At 60.3% G+C, this 15,353-nt stretch carries 15 protein-coding genes; 11 read left to right on the top strand and 4 right to left on the bottom strand.

The features are described 5' to 3' along the window. Positions 1-11 precede the first annotated feature (11 nt). Positions 12-1,520 (bottom strand): sodium/proline symporter PutP, encoded by a 1,509-nt coding sequence (gene putP, locus ACMGGU_RS06300; RefSeq protein WP_045908304.1) that lies wholly within the window; start codon positions 1,518-1,520, stop codon positions 12-14. A 423-nt stretch (positions 1,521-1,943) separates the two neighbouring features. On the opposite strand from putP, the gene putA reads away from it, so the two are divergent. Both putA and ACMGGU_RS06290 read left to right on the top strand, forming a co-directional pair. Continuing rightward, a complete protein-coding gene (gene putA, locus ACMGGU_RS06295; RefSeq protein WP_420293664.1) occupies positions 1,944-5,906 on the top strand; it encodes a trifunctional transcriptional regulator/proline dehydrogenase/L-glutamate gamma-semialdehyde dehydrogenase in 3,963 nt (1,320 codons plus the stop codon). Between the two features lie 101 nt (positions 5,907-6,007). Next, the gene (locus ACMGGU_RS06290; RefSeq protein WP_420300332.1) at positions 6,008-6,397 is read left to right on the top strand and encodes a lysozyme inhibitor LprI family protein; all 390 of its coding nucleotides are present in this window, start codon (positions 6,008-6,010) and stop codon (positions 6,395-6,397) included. Between the two features lie 70 nt (positions 6,398-6,467). On the opposite strand, the gene rutR is transcribed toward ACMGGU_RS06290, so the two are convergent. Further along, complete coding sequence (gene rutR, locus ACMGGU_RS06285) at positions 6,468-7,106, bottom strand: HTH-type transcriptional regulator RutR (RefSeq protein WP_008499819.1); 639 nt, start codon at positions 7,104-7,106, stop codon at positions 6,468-6,470. Between the two features lie 245 nt (positions 7,107-7,351). Here rutR and rutA point away from each other — a divergent pair, with 245 nt between their 5' ends. From rutA to rutG, 7 genes are read left to right on the top strand one after another with little or no spacing between them, the layout of a single operon-like run. After that, positions 7,352-8,443, top strand: a complete 1,092-nt coding sequence (rutA, locus tag ACMGGU_RS06280; protein ID WP_420293665.1) for a pyrimidine utilization protein A — start codon at positions 7,352-7,354, stop codon at positions 8,441-8,443. Beyond that, positions 8,443-9,132 (top strand): pyrimidine utilization protein B, encoded by a 690-nt coding sequence (rutB, locus tag ACMGGU_RS06275; protein WP_048027351.1) that lies wholly within the window; start codon positions 8,443-8,445, stop codon positions 9,130-9,132. Before rutA ends, rutB begins: the two co-directional genes overlap by 1 nt. 11 nt (positions 9,133-9,143) lie before the next feature. Beyond that, complete coding sequence (rutC, locus tag ACMGGU_RS06270; protein WP_008499822.1) at positions 9,144-9,530, top strand: pyrimidine utilization protein C; 387 nt, start codon at positions 9,144-9,146, stop codon at positions 9,528-9,530. A 7-nt stretch (positions 9,531-9,537) separates the two neighbouring features. Continuing rightward, positions 9,538-10,338, top strand: coding sequence for a pyrimidine utilization protein D (rutD, locus tag ACMGGU_RS06265; RefSeq protein WP_262801865.1), 801 nt, complete (start codon positions 9,538-9,540; stop codon positions 10,336-10,338). Positions 10,339-10,347: 9 nt separating this feature from the next. Further along, on the top strand, positions 10,348-10,938 hold the full coding sequence (locus tag ACMGGU_RS06260; protein WP_420300331.1) for a malonic semialdehyde reductase: 591 nt from the start codon (positions 10,348-10,350) through the stop codon (positions 10,936-10,938). Between the two features lie 9 nt (positions 10,939-10,947). Beyond that, positions 10,948-11,442 (top strand): NADH-dependent FMN reductase RutF, encoded by a 495-nt coding sequence (gene rutF, locus ACMGGU_RS06255; RefSeq protein WP_420300330.1) that lies wholly within the window; start codon positions 10,948-10,950, stop codon positions 11,440-11,442. A 21-nt stretch (positions 11,443-11,463) separates the two neighbouring features. Further along, complete coding sequence (gene rutG, locus ACMGGU_RS06250) at positions 11,464-12,786, top strand: pyrimidine utilization transport protein G (protein ID WP_196352613.1); 1,323 nt, start codon at positions 11,464-11,466, stop codon at positions 12,784-12,786. A gap of 106 nt (positions 12,787-12,892) precedes the next feature. Here the strand turns inward: rutG and ACMGGU_RS06245 are convergent, their stop codons facing one another. Both ACMGGU_RS06245 and ACMGGU_RS06240 read right to left on the bottom strand, forming a co-directional pair. Then, positions 12,893-13,813, bottom strand: coding sequence for a DMT family transporter (locus ACMGGU_RS06245; protein WP_234082027.1), 921 nt, complete (start codon positions 13,811-13,813; stop codon positions 12,893-12,895). Between the two features lie 104 nt (positions 13,814-13,917). Continuing rightward, complete coding sequence (locus tag ACMGGU_RS06240; protein ID WP_420289722.1) at positions 13,918-14,100, bottom strand: general stress protein; 183 nt, start codon at positions 14,098-14,100, stop codon at positions 13,918-13,920. A 391-nt stretch (positions 14,101-14,491) separates the two neighbouring features. On the opposite strand from ACMGGU_RS06240, the gene wrbA reads away from it, so the two are divergent. Both wrbA and ACMGGU_RS06230 read left to right on the top strand, forming a co-directional pair. After that, positions 14,492-15,088, top strand: coding sequence for an NAD(P)H:quinone oxidoreductase (gene wrbA / locus ACMGGU_RS06235; RefSeq protein WP_006809323.1), 597 nt, complete (start codon positions 14,492-14,494; stop codon positions 15,086-15,088). Between the two features lie 20 nt (positions 15,089-15,108). Next, entirely contained in the window at positions 15,109-15,336 is a 228-nt protein-coding gene (locus ACMGGU_RS06230) for a YccJ family protein (RefSeq protein WP_008499832.1), read from the top strand. The last annotated feature ends 17 nt before the right edge of the window (positions 15,337-15,353 follow it).

Below are 15,353 nucleotides of genomic sequence, written 5' to 3'. Positions count from 1 at the left end.
GCGTGAGAAAATTATTCTGGCTGCAGCTTAGACGGCGGTGCGGAGTGGTAATGCGCGTCGGCTTCCGCAAAGCGTTTCTGCATGGAGGCAGACGGCGCTTTACCCAGCAGGCTGAAGACCACGATACCGATGCTGCCGAAGATGAAGCCCGGAATGATTTCGTACAGGCCCAGCCAGGCGAACTGTTTCCAGACGATAACGGTCACCGCACCGATAATCATCCCCGCCAGCGCGCCGTTACGGGTCATACGGGACCACATGACGGAGAACAGGACGACCGGACCAAATGCCGCACCAAAGCCCGCCCACGCGTAGCTCACGAGACCCAGCACGCGGTTTTCCGGGTTGGCCGCCAGCGCAATCGCAATCAGCGCCACCAGCAGCACCATAAAGCGCCCTACCCATACCAGCTCTTTCTGGCTCGCGCCCTTGCGCAGGAAGGCCTTATAGAGATCTTCGGTGATGGCACTGGAGCAGACCAGCAGCTGACAGCTCAGGGTGGACATCACCGCGGCCAGGATCGCGGAGAGCAGAATACCGGCAATCCACGGGTTAAACAGAATTTGCGCCAGCTCGATAAACACGCGTTCGGCATTCTGGTTCACCGCGCCCGCCTGCGCCGGGTTATTGCTGAAGTAGGCGATCCCGAAGAAGCCGACCGCACACGCGCCCGCCAGGCACAGAATCATCCACGTCATACTGATGCGGCGCGCATGGACGATGGTGTGGTGAGAATCCGCCGCCATAAAGCGCGCCAGAATGTGCGGCTGACCGAAGTAGCCCAGACCCCAGCCCATCAGGGAGACGATGGCGACAAAATTGAGCCCTTTCAGCATGTCGACGTTTTCGATGCTCTTCTGCTTGATCACTTCCAGCGAATCGCCAAAGCCGCCAACGGTGAAAATCACAATCACCGGGGTCAGGATCAGCGCGAAGATCATCAGACTCGCCTGCACGGTGTCGGTCCAGCTGACGGCCAGGAAGCCGCCCACGAAGGTATAGAGGATGGTTGCCGCCGCACCGGCCCACAGGGCGGTTTCGTAGCTCATGCCGAAGGTGCTTTCGAACAGACGCGCACCGGCCACGATGCCGGAGGCACAGTAGATGGTGAAGAACACCAGGATCACCACCGCCGAGATAATACGCAGCACGCGGCTGTTATCCTCAAAGCGTCCGGTGAAGTAGTCCGGCAGCGTCAGGGCGTTATTGTTGGCCTCGGTGTGCACGCGCAAACGGCCTGCCACCAGCTTCCAGTTGATCCATGCGCCCACGGTCAGACCGATGGCAATCCAGCTTTCCGAAATACCAGAGATAAAAATCGCACCGGGCAGACCCATCAGCAGCCAGCCGCTCATGTCCGATGCGCCCGCAGAGAGTGCGGTCACCATCGGGCCTAAACTGCGTCCGCCCAGGATGTAGTCGTCAAAGTTTTTCGTTGAACGCCACGCCAAAAACCCTATCAGGATCATGCCAAAAATATAAACGAGAAATGTCACCAGCATCGGTGTGCTAATTGCCATTCAAATTCTCCAAAAGTGTCGAGCGACAACCGTCCGGGTTGCCTTGTTATATGATCACCGGAACGAGGTGACGGTATCTTGTGTTTCGGTGAGGCGCGCTATCCTGCCGTATGCGCCCTCCGCTGACAAACGATTTAACACTGCATTTACATCAATTTCATCCCCGGTTTGATACGAGTTTCCTATAGGTTGCACTCGCTCACGCTTTTACGGGTTGCACCTTTTAAAAGTGTTAACTCCCGCATAAAAACAGGCTTCCCGGGACAAAGGCAGCACGTTTTTCCAGCTAACCATCCGTTAACAATTCATTCATTTCCCGGGTTGCAAACCAGGTCACATTTAACACGGTTGCACAAAGTTGCAACATGGTGGATATTTCACGCTAACGACCAAACACGATGAAAGCACAACAGGAGCTTTGGCATGGGTATGACCACCATGGGGGTTAAGCTGGATGACGCAACCCGCGAACGGATTAAGACCGCAGCAACCCGCATTGACCGCACGCCGCACTGGTTAATTAAGCAGGCGATTTTTAACTATCTCGAAAGACTCGAGAGCGACGAGGGCCTGCCGGAGCTGCCTGCCCTGCTCGCCGGCGCCGCCAATGAAAGCGAGGAAGCGCCGGCCGCTGGCGACGAGAGCCATCAGCCGTTCCTGGAATTCGCCGAGCAGATCCTGCCGCAGTCCGTCAGCCGCGCCGCCATTACCGGCGCGTACCGTCGCGCCGAAACCGACGCCGTACCGATGCTGCTGGAGCAGGCTCGTCTGCCGGAAGCCGTTGCCGCCCAGGCGCACAGCCTGGCGTACCAGCTGGCTGACAAACTGCGTAACCAGAAGACCGCCACCGGCCGCGCCGGGATGGTTCAGGGTCTGCTGCAGGAATTTTCCCTCTCCTCGCAGGAGGGCGTGGCGCTGATGTGCCTGGCGGAAGCGCTGCTGCGTATTCCGGATAAAGCCACCCGCGACGCGCTGATCCGCGACAAGATCAGCAACGGTAACTGGCATTCGCACATTGGCCGCAGCCCGTCGCTGTTCGTCAACGCCGCGACCTGGGGTCTGCTGTTTACCGGCAAACTGGTCTCCACCCATAACGAAGCCAACCTGTCACGCTCCCTGAACCGCATTATCGGTAAGAGCGGCGAGCCGCTGATCCGCAAAGGCGTGGATATGGCGATGCGTCTGATGGGCGAACAGTTTGTGACCGGAGAAACCATTGCCGAAGCGCTGGCGAACGCCCGCAAGCTGGAAGATAAAGGTTTCCGCTATTCGTACGACATGCTCGGCGAAGCGGCGCTGACCGCCGCCGACGCGCAGGCCTACATGGTTTCTTACCAGCAGGCGATCCACGCCATCGGTAAAGCGTCCAACGGTCGCGGTATTTATGAAGGCCCGGGCATCTCGATTAAGCTCTCCGCCCTGCACCCACGTTACAGCCGCGCCCAGTACGACCGGGTGATGGAAGAGCTCTACCCGCGCCTGAAGTCCCTGACCCTGCTGGCGCGCCAGTATGATATCGGCATCAACATCGACGCCGAAGAGGCCGACCGTCTGGAGATCTCCCTCGATCTGCTGGAAAAACTGTGCTTCGAGCCGGAGCTGGCGGGCTGGAACGGGATTGGTTTCGTTATCCAGGCCTACCAGAAACGCTGCCCGTTCGTCATTGATTACCTGATTGACCTGGCCAGCCGTAGCCGCCGTCGCCTGATGATCCGCCTGGTTAAAGGGGCCTACTGGGACAGCGAAATCAAACGCGCCCAGATGGAAGGGCTGGAAGGCTATCCGGTCTATACCCGCAAGGTCTATACCGACGTCTCTTACCTCGCCTGCGCGAAAAAGCTGCTTGGCGTGCCGAACCTGATTTATCCGCAGTTCGCCACCCACAACGCCCATACCCTGGCGGCAATTTACAGCCTGGCCGGGCAGAACTACTATCCGGGCCAGTACGAATTCCAGTGCCTGCACGGCATGGGCGAACCGCTGTACGAGCAGGTGACCGGTAAAGTGGCCGACGGCAAGCTGAACCGTCCGTGCCGAATTTATGCCCCGGTAGGTACCCACGAAACCCTGCTGGCCTACCTGGTGCGTCGCCTGCTGGAAAACGGCGCGAATACCTCCTTCGTTAACCGCATCGCTGACACCACGCTGCCGCTGGACGAACTGGTGGCCGATCCGGTGCAGGCCGTTGAGAAGATGGCGGCCCAGGAAGGCCAGATTGGCCTGCCGCATCCGAAGATTGCCCTGCCGCGCGAGCTGTACGGCAAGGGTCGCGTCAACTCGGCGGGGCTGGATCTCGCCAACGAACACCGTCTGGCATCGCTCTCCTCTGCCCTGCTCAACAGCGCGCTGCAGAAGTGGCAAGCTAAACCGATGCTGGAGCAGCCCGTTGCTGACGGCGACATGCAGCCGGTCATCAACCCGGCTGAGCCAAAAGACATCGTCGGCTACGTGCGTGAAGCCACCGATGCGGAAGTGGATCAGGCGCTGGACAGCGCGGTGAATAACGCCCCTATCTGGTTCGCCACCCCGCCGCAGGAACGTGCCGCCATTCTGGAGCGCGCGGCGGTGCTGATGGAAGACCAGATGCAGTCACTCATCGGCATTCTGGTGCGCGAAGCGGGTAAAACCTTCAGCAACGCCATCGCCGAAGTGCGCGAGGCGGTCGACTTCCTGCACTACTACGCCGGTCAGGTGCGCGATGATTTCGATAACGAGACCCACCGTCCGCTCGGCCCGGTCGTCTGTATCAGCCCGTGGAACTTCCCGCTGGCGATCTTCACCGGCCAGATTGCCGCCGCCCTGGCCGCTGGCAACAGCGTGCTGGCAAAACCGGCAGAGCAGACCCCGCTGATTGCCGCGCAGGGCATCAACATTCTTCTGGAAGCCGGCGTACCGGCGGGCGTGGTCCAGCTGCTGCCGGGCCGCGGTGAAACCGTGGGCGCCAAACTGACCTCCGATAACCGCGTGCGCGGCGTGATGTTTACCGGTTCGACCGAAGTGGCCTCGCTGCTGCAGCGCAATATTGCCACCCGTCTGGATGCGCAGGGTCGTCCTACTCCGCTTATCGCGGAAACCGGCGGCATGAACGCCATGATCGTTGACTCCTCTGCCCTTACCGAGCAGGTGGTGGTTGACGTGCTGGCCTCCGCCTTCGACAGCGCCGGTCAGCGCTGCTCCGCCCTGCGCGTGCTGTGCCTGCAGGATGACGTGGCGGACCACACGCTGAAAATGCTGCGCGGCGCGATGGCCGAATGTCGCATGGGCAACCCGGGCCGTCTCACCACCGACATCGGGCCGGTGATCGACGCGGAAGCCAAAGCCAATATTGAAAACCACATTCAGGCCATGCGCGCGAAAGGCCGTCCGGTGTTCCAGGCGGTGCGAGACAACAGCGAAGACGCCCGCGAGTGGCGTTCCGGCACCTTTGTGCCGCCTACGCTTATCGAGCTGGCAAGCTTCGACGAGCTGAAAAAAGAGGTCTTCGGTCCGGTGCTGCACGTGGTGCGCTACAACCGTAACAACCTCAACGAGCTGGTTGAGCAGATCAACGCCTCCGGCTATGGCCTGACGCTCGGCGTACATACCCGTATCGACGAAACCATCGCGCAGGTAACCGGCAGCGCCAAAGTGGGCAACCTGTACGTTAACCGCAACATGGTTGGCGCGGTCGTGGGCGTGCAGCCGTTCGGCGGTGAAGGCCTCTCCGGCACCGGCCCGAAAGCGGGCGGTCCGCTCTACCTGTACCGTCTGCTGGCGAACCGTCCTGAGAACGCGCTGGGCGTCACCCTGGCGCGTCAGGATGCGGAGTATCCGGTGGATGCGCAGCTGAAAACCGTGCTGACCCAGCCGCTGGAAGCGCTGATCGCCTGGGCGGAAAAACGTCCTGAACTGCGTGCCGTGGCGCAGCAGTATGGCGAGCTGGCACAGGCCGGTACGCAGCGTCTGCTGCCGGGGCCGACCGGCGAGCGCAATACCTGGACGCTGATGCCGCGCGAGCGCGTACTGTGCGTGGCGGATAACGAGCAGGACGCGCTGGTACAACTGGCCGCCGCGATGGCCACCGGGTGTGAAGTGCTGTGGCCGGAAGATGCGCTGCATCGCGACCTGGCCAAACAGCTGCCGAAAGCGGTCTCGGCCCGTATCCACTTCGCGAAAGCCGATGCGCTGCTGACGCAGGCGTTCGATGCCGTGATTTATCACGGTGATTCCGATCAGCTGCGCGAGCTGTGCGAGCAGGTTGCGGCCCGCAGCGGGGCAATTGTTTCGGTGCAGGGCTTCGCGCGCGGGGAAACCAACCTGCTGCTGGAGCGTCTGTACGTGGAGCGCTCGCTCAGCGTCAACACCGCGGCAGCGGGCGGTAACGCCAGCCTGATGACCATCGGTTAATCGTGTAAACTCTCCCCGGTGGCGCTATGCTTACCGGGGCGACAAAACAACCGTAGGCCGGATAAGCGCAGCGCATCCGGCTTTTTTACACTGAGGGAAAGATGAAAAGAGTATTTCTCGCAGGCGCAGCACTGCTGCTGAGCGCCAGCGCGCTGGCCGACGAGTGCGACAAAGCGACCACTCAGCTTGAACTGAATACCTGTAGCGCGCAGCAATACCAGGCTGCCGATAAAAAACTCAACCAGACCTATCAGGCCGCCGTCAAGCGCGCGGAAGCTCCCCAGCGCGAGCTGCTGAAAAAGGCGCAGCAGGCCTGGATTACCCTGCGCGACGCGGACTGTGCGTTTATCGGTTCGGGAACGGAAGGTGGCAGCGTTCAGCCGATGATCGTGAATCAGTGCCTGGCGGAGAAAACCGTGGAGCGCGAAGCGTTTCTGGCCTCGCTGATGCAGTGTGAAGAGGGCAACCTAAGCTGTCCCCTCTCACCATAGGGGCGAGGGAGAAAAGACAGCGCAGAACAGTTCCCTCTCCCCTCTGGGGAGAGGGTTAGGGTGAGGGGAACTAGCGCAAGCGGATCCCTTCGATAATCATCCGTTGCACGTTTTCCAGGGTGCTGTGGAAAAACGCTTCGTCCTGGAGCGTTTTTCCGGTCACCGCCTCGACCTGGGCCGCAAAGTCAGCGTAATGCTGCGTGGAGGCCCAAATCATAAAGATCAGATGATGCGGATCGACCGGGGCCAGTTTTCCGCTGGCCACCCATCCGGCGATAATGGCCGACTTATCGTCCACCAGCTGTTTTAAATCTCCGGTCAGCTCCGCCTGCAACAGCGGCGCCCCCTGCAGCATCTCAAGGCAGAACAGCCGTGATGCCTGCGGGTAATCGCGCGACACCTCCAGCTTCAGGCGAATGTACTCTTTGATCGCCACCAGCGGGGCCAGCTCTTCGCGGAACGCTTTCAGCGGCGCCAGCCAGATATCAAGGATCTGCTGCATCACCGCAACATACAGCGCCTCTTTCGACGGGTAATAGTAGAGCAGATTGGTTTTGGATACCCCGGACTGCTCCGCCACCTGCTCCAGGCGCGTGCCGTGAATACCAAACTGCGAAAAGGTCTCCAGCGCCGCGCTGAGGATCGCCTGCTTCTTGGCGCTCACCGCCTGCGAACGTTTACCTGGTGTTTTCACTGCGCCTTGTGTCATTCCCGCTCTCCTTATTCTGCGTTGCCCTCAGCATAGCAAAACCCCCGTCTCGCCACGACATCCTGCACTCCGATCGCGCATGAATGCCTGTTTTCTGTGCAATGTTTTTGACCAGTTAGTCCACATTTAATCGCATCAAACCTCCAACCTCTGATTAACACATTAATAACACTGCCATTTTTAAAACTGGCACTGCCTTTGCAAAAACACCGTTACACCTGCGACGTAATGAAGAGAGGTTCGTGATGAAAATTGGCGTATTTGTACCCATCGGCAACAACGGCTGGCTTATCTCGACCACTGCACCGCAATACATGCCGACCTTTGAGCTGAATAAAGCCATCGTGCAGAAAGCGGAGCACTACCATTTCGACTTTGCGCTTTCGATGATCAAGCTGCGCGGCTTCGGTGGCAAAACCGAATTCTGGGATCACAACCTGGAGTCCTTCACCCTGATGGCCGGGCTGGCCGCGGTCACCTCGCGGATCCAGATCTACGCCACCGCAGCCACCCTCACCCTGCCCCCGGCGATCGTGGCGCGCATGGCCTCCACCATCGACTCCATCTCCGGCGGACGCTTTGGCGTCAACCTGGTCACCGGCTGGCAAAAACCTGAGTACGAGCAGATGGGGCTCTGGCCGGGTGACGATTACTTCTCGCGTCGCTACGACTACCTGACCGAGTACGTGCAGGTCCTGCGCGATCTGTGGGGTACCGGCAAAAGCGATTTCAAGGGTGACTTCTTCACCATGAACGACTGCCGCGTCAGCCCGCAGCCGTCGGTGCCAATGAAGGTGATTTGCGCCGGGCAGAGCGACGCGGGAATGGAGTTCTCGGCGAAATACGCCGACTTTAACTTCTGCTTCGGTAAAGGCGTTAACACGCCAGCCGCCTTCGCCCCGACCGCCGCGCGCATGAAAGAAGCCGCCGACAAAACCGGGCGCGACGTGGGCTCCTACGTGCTGTTTATGGTGATCGCCGACGAAACCGACGACGCCGCGCGCGCAAAATGGGAGCGCTATAAGGACGGCGCCGACGAGGAAGCCCTGAGCTGGCTCACCGAGCAGAGCCAGAAGGACACCCGCTCCGGGGCGGATACCAACGTTCGTCAGATGGCCGACCCGACCTCCGCCGTCAATATCAACATGGGCACGCTGGTCGGCTCGTACGCCAGCGTTGCCAGAATGCTCGATGAAGTGGCTGCCGTTCCCGGTGCGGAAGGCGTCCTGCTGACCTTCGATGACTTCCTCACCGGCGTGGAGATCTTCGGCGAGCGCATCCAGCCGCTGATGCAGTGCCGCGCCCACATCCCTGCCGTCACGAAGGAGGTGGCGTAATGACAACCCTTAACGCACGCCCGGAAGCCATTACCTTCACGCCACAGCAGAGCGCGCTGATCGTGGTGGACATGCAAAACGCCTACGCCAGCCCCGGTGGTTATCTTGATCTGGCGGGCTTCGACGTCTCCGCTACGCAGCCTGTGATAGCGAATATCAAAACCGCCGTCGCCGCCGCGCGCGCTGCGGGCATGCTTATCATATGGTTCCAGAACGGCTGGGATGACCAGTACGTTGAGGCCGGTGGCCCCGGTTCACCGAACTTCCACAAGTCGAACGCCCTGAAAACCATGCGCAAGCGGCCCGAACTGCAGGGCAAGCTGCTGGCGAAGGGCGGCTGGGATTATCAGCTGGTGGATGAGCTGGTCCCGCAGGCGGACGATATCGTCCTGCCGAAACCGCGCTACAGCGGCTTTTTCAACACGCCGCTCGACAGCCTGCTGCGCAGCCGGGGCATTCGCCACCTTGTCTTCACCGGCATTGCCACCAACGTCTGCGTGGAGTCGACCCTGCGCGACGGCTTTTTCCTCGAGTATTTCGGCGTGGTGCTGGAAGACGCGACCCATCAGGCCGGGCCGGATTTCGCCCAGAAGGCGGCCCTGTTCAATATCGAAACCTTTTTTGGCTGGGTCAGTAACGTTGCGGATTTCTGCGACGCCCTGAATCCCCCGCTCGCCCGTATCGCCTGAGGAGACGCACGATGCCGAAATCCGTAATCATCCCGCCGGGCACCAGCACGCCCATCGCCCCGTTTGTCCCCGGCACCCTTGCCGACGGCGTGGTGTATGTCTCCGGCACGCTGCCGTTTGATAAAGACAACAACGTGGTGTTTATCAACGACCCAAAGGCGCAAACCCGCCACGTGCTGGAAACGATCAAAACCGTGATCGAAACGGCGGGTGGCACGATGGAGGATGTGACCTTCAACAGCATCTTTATCACCGACTGGAAAAACTACGCCGCGATTAATGAAATCTACGCGGAGTTCTTCCCCGGCGATAAACCGGCCCGGTTCTGCATTCAGTGCGGGCTGGTGAAGCCAGACGCGCTGGTTGAGATCGCCACCGTTGCGCACATCGCGAAGTGAGGCGGCCATGAAACTCTCCGTCTCACCGCCCCCGTATGAGGGTGCGCCCGTGGTGGTCCTTATTGCCGGTCTCGGCGGCAGCGGCAGCTACTGGTTGCCCCAGTTGGCCGCGCTGGAACCGGAGTATCAGGTGGTGTGCTATGACCAGCGCGGAACGGGCACTAACCCCGACGCCCTGCCGGAAGGCTACAGCCTGGCACAGATGGCAGACGAACTGGCCCAGGCGCTGGCTGAGGCTGGGATCGCGCGCTACAGCGTTGTCGGCCATGCGCTGGGGGCACTGGTCGGCCTGCAGCTGGCCCTCGACAGGCCCGACGCCCTCACCGCGCTGGTGTGCGTCAACGGCTGGTTGACCCTCAACGCGCATACCCGCCGCTGCTTTCAGATCCGCGAGCGCCTGCTGCATTACGGTGGCCCGCAGGCGTGGGTTGAGGCGCAGCCGCTGTTTCTCTACCCGGCAGACTGGATGGCCGCTCGCGCTCCCCGCCTGGAGGCCGAAGAAGCGCTGGCGCTGGCTCATTTCCAGGGCAAAGCCAACCTGCTGCACCGGCTCAGCGCCCTGAAAAAGGCTGACTTCAGCCGCCATGCGGCGCGCATTCGCTGCCCGGTACAGATCATCTGTTCCGCCGACGACATGCTGGTGCCCTCTGTCTGCTCGTCTGAGCTGCAGGCAGCGATCCCGCACAGCAACAGCGCGGTGATGCGTCAGGGCGGCCATGCCTGCAACGTCACCGAGCCGGACACCTTTAACACCCTGCTGCTGAACGGGCTGGCCAGCCTGCTGCACAGTCATGAACCCGCTTTATAAGGAGCTGTAATGAGCGAAGCCATTAATCCCACCGCGCTGGAAACGCTGTTCACCGGCGCCCGCACCCATAACGGCTGGCAGGATATTGCCGTCAGCGACGAGACGCTGCGCGAAATCTACGACCTGATGAAATGGGGTCCAACCTCCGCCAACTGCTCCCCGGCGCGCATTGTGTTTGTGCGAAGCGCGGAGGGAAAAGAGAAGCTGCGCTCGGCGCTCTCCAGCGGCAACCTGGAGAAAACGCTCACCGCCCCGGTCACGGCGATTGTGGCCTGGGACAGTGAATTCTACGAGCGCCTGCCTGAACTGTTCCCGCACGGCGATGCCAGAAGCTGGTTTACCGCAAGCCCCGCGCTGGCGGAAGAGACCGCCTTTCGCAACAGCTCGCTGCAGGCCGCCTACATGATTTTCGCCTGTCGCGCGCTGGGGCTGGACACCGGCCCGATGTCGGGCTTTGACCGCCAAAAGGTCGACGAGGCCTTTTTCACCGGCACGACGCTTAAAAGCAATCTGCTGATCAACATCGGCTACGGCGACCCGGGCAAACTTTACGGCCGCCTGCCGCGCCTGACCTTCGACGATGCCTGCGGGCTGGCGTAAGGAGTGATGATGACGACACCGGATAAACAAACCTTTCGCGATGCCATGGCCTGCGTCGGCGCGGCGGTGAATATCATCACCACCGACGGTCCGGCGGGGATGGCAGGCTTCACCGCCAGCGCGGTGTGCAGCGTCACGGATTCACCGCCCACCCTGCTGGTGTGCCAGAACCGCGGCGCGTCCGTCTGGCCGACGTTCAGCGAGAACCGCACGCTGTGCGTCAATACCCTCAGCGCCGGACAGGAGCCGCTCTCAAACCTGTTTGGCGGCAAAACGCCGATGGAAGAACGCTTTGCCGCCGCCCGCTGGCAGACGGGCGATACCGGCTGCCCGCGTCTGGAGGATGCGCTGGCCTCGTTTGACTGCCGCATCAGCCAGGTGGTGAGCGTCGGTACCCATGACATTCTGTTTTGCGACATCGTTTCGATTATTCGCCACCCCGCGCCGCAGGGCCTGGTGTGGTTTGACCGCGGCTACCACGCGCTGATGCGACCCGCCTGTTAAGGCGCTCTAAGGAGACAGACCATGTTCGGATTTCCCCACTGGCAGTTGAAATCGACCTCCACAGACGCTGGCGTGGTCGCGCCGGATGAACGCCTCCCGCTCGGGCAGACGATGGTAATGGGCGTTCAGCACGCGGTCGCCATGTTTGGCGCCACGGTGCTGATGCCGATGCTGATGGGACTCGATCCCAACCTCTCGATTCTGATGTCCGGTATCGGCACCCTGCTGTTCTTTTTTGTCACCGGCGGGCGCGTGCCCAGCTATCTGGGATCCAGCGCCGCCTTTGTCGGCGTGGTGATCGCCACCACCGGATTTAACGGCCAGGGAATCAACCCCAACCTGAGCGTGGCCCTCGGCGGCATCATCGCCTGCGGTCTGGTGTATACCCTGATTGGTCTGGTAGTGATGAAGATCGGCACGCGCTGGATCGAGCGCATGATGCCTCCCGTGGTCACCGGCGCGGTGGTGATGGCGATCGGCCTTAACCTTGCGCCGATTGCGGTCAGGAGCGTCTCCGGCTCGCCGTTTGAAAGCTGGATGGCGGTGATCACCGTGCTGTGCATCGGCCTGGTGGCGGTGTTCACGCGAGGGATGATCCAGCGGCTGCTGATCCTGGTCGGGCTGATTGTTGCCTGTCTGGTGTATGCCCTGCTGGCGAACGTTTTTGGTCTCGGCAAGCCGGTTGATTTTACCCTGCTGCATCAGGCCGCCTGGTTCGGCCTGCCGAAAGTGACCTCGCCCACCTTTAACACCCAGGCGATGATGCTCATCGCCCCGGTGGCGGTGATCCTGGTGGCGGAAAACCTGGGTCACCTGAAGGCGGTCGCGGGGATGACCGGACGCAGTATGGACCCGCACATGGGCCGCGCGTTCGTCGGAGACGGGCTGGCGACCATGCTTTCGGGCTCAGTCGGCGGCAGCGGCGTCACCACCTATGCCGAGAATATCGGCGTGATGGCGGTAACCAAAGTCTATTCGACGCTGGTCTTTGTCGCGGCGGCGGTGATGGCGATGCTGCTCGGCTTCTCGCCGAAATTCGGCGCGCTGATCCACACCATTCCGTCACCGGTGATCGGCGGAGCCTCAATCGTGGTGTTTGGGCTGATCGCCGTGGCCGGCGCGCGGATCTGGGTGCAGCATCGGGTCGATCTCAGCCAGAACGGCAACCTGATTATGGTGGCCGTTACGCTGGTGCTGGGCGCGGGCGATTTTGCCCTGACGCTGGGCGGGTTTACGATCGGCGGGATTGGCACGGCGACCTTTGGCGCGATCCTGCTTAACGCCCTGCTGAGCCGCCGGAAAGGGGATGAAACGCAAGGAGAAGCCATCAGTCCCTCCACCTGAAATAAATGTCGCTTTCTTGCCGGGTGACGCTACGCTTACCCGGCCTACATGCCTGTTGTAGGCCCGCGCAAGCGAAGCGCCGCCGGGCAAAACGGGCAGCACGCTGCTAGCGATCTGCCCCTTGTTCTGCGCCCAACCCGGCAATCGCCTTACGTCGTTTTTTTAACTTCAACTCGCTCACCAGCACCCCGGCGACAATAAACGCCGCGCCCACCAGGGCCAGCAGCGGCAGACGTTCCCCGGCCAGTCGCCCGAAAATGCCCGCCCAGACCGGTTCACCGGTGTAAATGACCGTTGCCCGGGTCGGCGATACGCTACGCTGCGCCCAGTTCATGGTGACCTGGATAATGGCGCTGAAAATCCCCAGCCCCAGCGCCACCACGACCAGGCCGGTGGACATCGGCGGCACGGACTCCCCTGCCGGCACCATGGTCGCAAAGGCCACCAGCGAGGCCGTGGCGAGCTGCACCACCGTCACCCGTTTGACGTCCACCTTGCCCGCCCAGGCGCTGATCAGAATAATCTCCGCCGCAATGGCAATGGCCCCAATCAGGGTGATGATTTCACCCTGTCCCAGCGCCAGAAGATTGTTTTCCGGCCCGGCCAGCAAAATCAGACCGATAAACGCCAGCACGATGCCAATACAGGACATCAGCCCCGGCAGCCGTCCCAGGCACAGCCACTGCAGCAGCGGCACCAGGGGCACATACATGGCGGTGATAAATGCGGATTTGCTGCTGGAGATGGTCTGCAATCCCCACGTCTGCAGGCTGTAGCCCATCGCGATCGCCACCCCAATCGCCACGCCCGCCTTAAGCTCTTTCAGCGTCAGACCCCGCAGCGTGTTAAGGGATATCAGTCCCACGGCTATCGCCGCCGTTGCAAAGCGCAGACCAACAAAAAAGAACGGATCGCTAAGGGTCACCGCGTACTGAACGGCCAGAAACGTCCCGCCCCAGAACATGGTGATGAGAATGAGGATGGCTTCCTGCGGTTTTACGGAGAATTTAAAGCGTGAGACAGACATGCGGCACCAGCAAGTGAGAACAATTCTGTAGTGTGCGTTGCCTTTGGTTACAGTTCAATGTTGCAGAAATAAAAAAACCGCCGGGATATCCCGGCGGCAGGGGTTCAACCCGGCGTGTTACTTACTGCTGCCGTGGCTGTTTTTCCCCCTTTCTTGCCAGCTTCAGATGCGCGTTGCGGGTCATTCTTGAAGTTACCCCCGCTATGCTGGCCACCTTTACGGCCTGCTTCTGATGCTCTTTCACGGTCTTCTGCGAAATTACCTGAACCACCACGATGGTTTGCCATCTCTAACCTCCAGAATGTGAAACATTAGACATCATATTGCATTCAGTAAAAGAGGATTCTTTCACCTCGCGGCTCAAGGACAACGCCTTTATCTGTGCCGCGTGAAACTAAGCTTAGTGGAATGAGGTCATCCGGCAAGTCGAAGGTAATATCCTGCAACATGATCTCAGTCTTTCGGGTGAGATGACGCGGCGGCAATCCATAAGCCTTTCTTATCATTTTAAAAATCCGCACCGGGAAAGTTGTATCATTTTGCTACAAAGTCATTTTTCTCCTCATGTTGTTATAAATCAAATAAATGGCGTTCATTTTTGCAGTCTGGCTGTGATGACATATCTTTAAAAGAGCGCAGCGATCCGCTGTCAGAGAAACCAACGAGGAGTGAAGCAAAATGGCAAAAGTTCTGGTGCTCTATTATTCCATGTATGGACACATTGAAACCATGGCTCACGCGGTAGCAGAAGGTGCAAACAGGGTTGATGGCGTAGAGGTTGTGGTGAAACGCGTACCGGAAACCATGCAGGCGGAAGCCTTCGCGAAAGCCGGGGGAAAAACGCAAAATGCCCCGGTCGCCACCCCGCAGGAGCTGGCGGATTATGATGCCATTATCTTCGGCACCCCGACCCGCTTCGGCAACATGTCAGGCCAGATGCGTACCTTCCTCGATCAAACCGGCGGACTTTGGGCATCCGGGGCGCTCTACGGCAAACTCGCCAGCGTATTCAGCTCTACCGGGACCGGCGGCGGTCAGGAGCAGACGATTACCTCAACCTGGACTACCCTTGCTCATCACGGGATGGTGATTGTGCCGATTGGCTACGGCGCGCAGGAGCTGTTTGACGTTTCCCAGGTGCGCGGCGGTACGCCGTACGGCGCAACCACCATTGCCGGTGGGGATGGCTCACGTCAGCCAAGCAATGAAGAACTGTCTATCGCCCGCTATCAGGGTGAATACGTCGCGGGTCTGGCCAAAAAACTGAACGGCTAACACCCAACAGGAGGACAAGCATGCCAACTCAAGAATCCAAAGCTCACCACGTGGGCGAATGGGCAAGTTTACGCAACACTTCTCCGGAGATTGCCGAAGCTATCTTTGAAGTCGCGAAATACGATGAAAAGCTGGCCGAGCAGATTTGGGAGGAAGGTAACGATGAGGTGCTGGTGCGCGCCTTCGAAAAAACGGACAAAGACTCGCTCTTCTGGGGTGAGCAAACCATCGAACGTAAAAACGTCTAAGCGTTTCCCCCCGCCGC

Origin of the sequence: Enterobacter sp. BNK-8, from assembly GCF_048685095.1 — a bacterium.
GTDB lineage: Bacteria > Pseudomonadota > Gammaproteobacteria > Enterobacterales > Enterobacteriaceae > Enterobacter > Enterobacter quasiroggenkampii.
Note: the sequence above shows the minus strand (reverse complement) of the source record. Positions and strands in the feature narration are given on the sequence as shown.

Coding starts and splice junctions, on each gene's coding strand:
- putP (WP_045908304.1), bottom strand. CDS start 1,520: ATGGCAATTAGCACACCGATGCTGGTGACATTTCTCGTTTATATTTTT.
- putA (WP_420293664.1), top strand. CDS start 1,944: ATGGGTATGACCACCATGGGGGTTAAGCTGGATGACGCAACCCGCGAA.
- ACMGGU_RS06290 (WP_420300332.1), top strand. CDS start 6,008: ATGAAAAGAGTATTTCTCGCAGGCGCAGCACTGCTGCTGAGCGCCAGC.
- rutR (WP_008499819.1), bottom strand. CDS start 7,106: ATGACACAAGGCGCAGTGAAAACACCAGGTAAACGTTCGCAGGCGGTG.
- rutA (WP_420293665.1), top strand. CDS start 7,352: ATGAAAATTGGCGTATTTGTACCCATCGGCAACAACGGCTGGCTTATC.
- rutB (WP_048027351.1), top strand. CDS start 8,443: ATGACAACCCTTAACGCACGCCCGGAAGCCATTACCTTCACGCCACAG.
- rutC (WP_008499822.1), top strand. CDS start 9,144: ATGCCGAAATCCGTAATCATCCCGCCGGGCACCAGCACGCCCATCGCC.
- rutD (WP_262801865.1), top strand. CDS start 9,538: ATGAAACTCTCCGTCTCACCGCCCCCGTATGAGGGTGCGCCCGTGGTG.
- ACMGGU_RS06260 (WP_420300331.1), top strand. CDS start 10,348: ATGAGCGAAGCCATTAATCCCACCGCGCTGGAAACGCTGTTCACCGGC.
- rutF (WP_420300330.1), top strand. CDS start 10,948: ATGACGACACCGGATAAACAAACCTTTCGCGATGCCATGGCCTGCGTC.
- rutG (WP_196352613.1), top strand. CDS start 11,464: ATGTTCGGATTTCCCCACTGGCAGTTGAAATCGACCTCCACAGACGCT.
- ACMGGU_RS06245 (WP_234082027.1), bottom strand. CDS start 13,813: ATGTCTGTCTCACGCTTTAAATTCTCCGTAAAACCGCAGGAAGCCATC.
- ACMGGU_RS06240 (WP_420289722.1), bottom strand. CDS start 14,100: ATGGCAAACCATCGTGGTGGTTCAGGTAATTTCGCAGAAGACCGTGAA.
- wrbA (WP_006809323.1), top strand. CDS start 14,492: ATGGCAAAAGTTCTGGTGCTCTATTATTCCATGTATGGACACATTGAA.
- ACMGGU_RS06230 (WP_008499832.1), top strand. CDS start 15,109: ATGCCAACTCAAGAATCCAAAGCTCACCACGTGGGCGAATGGGCAAGT.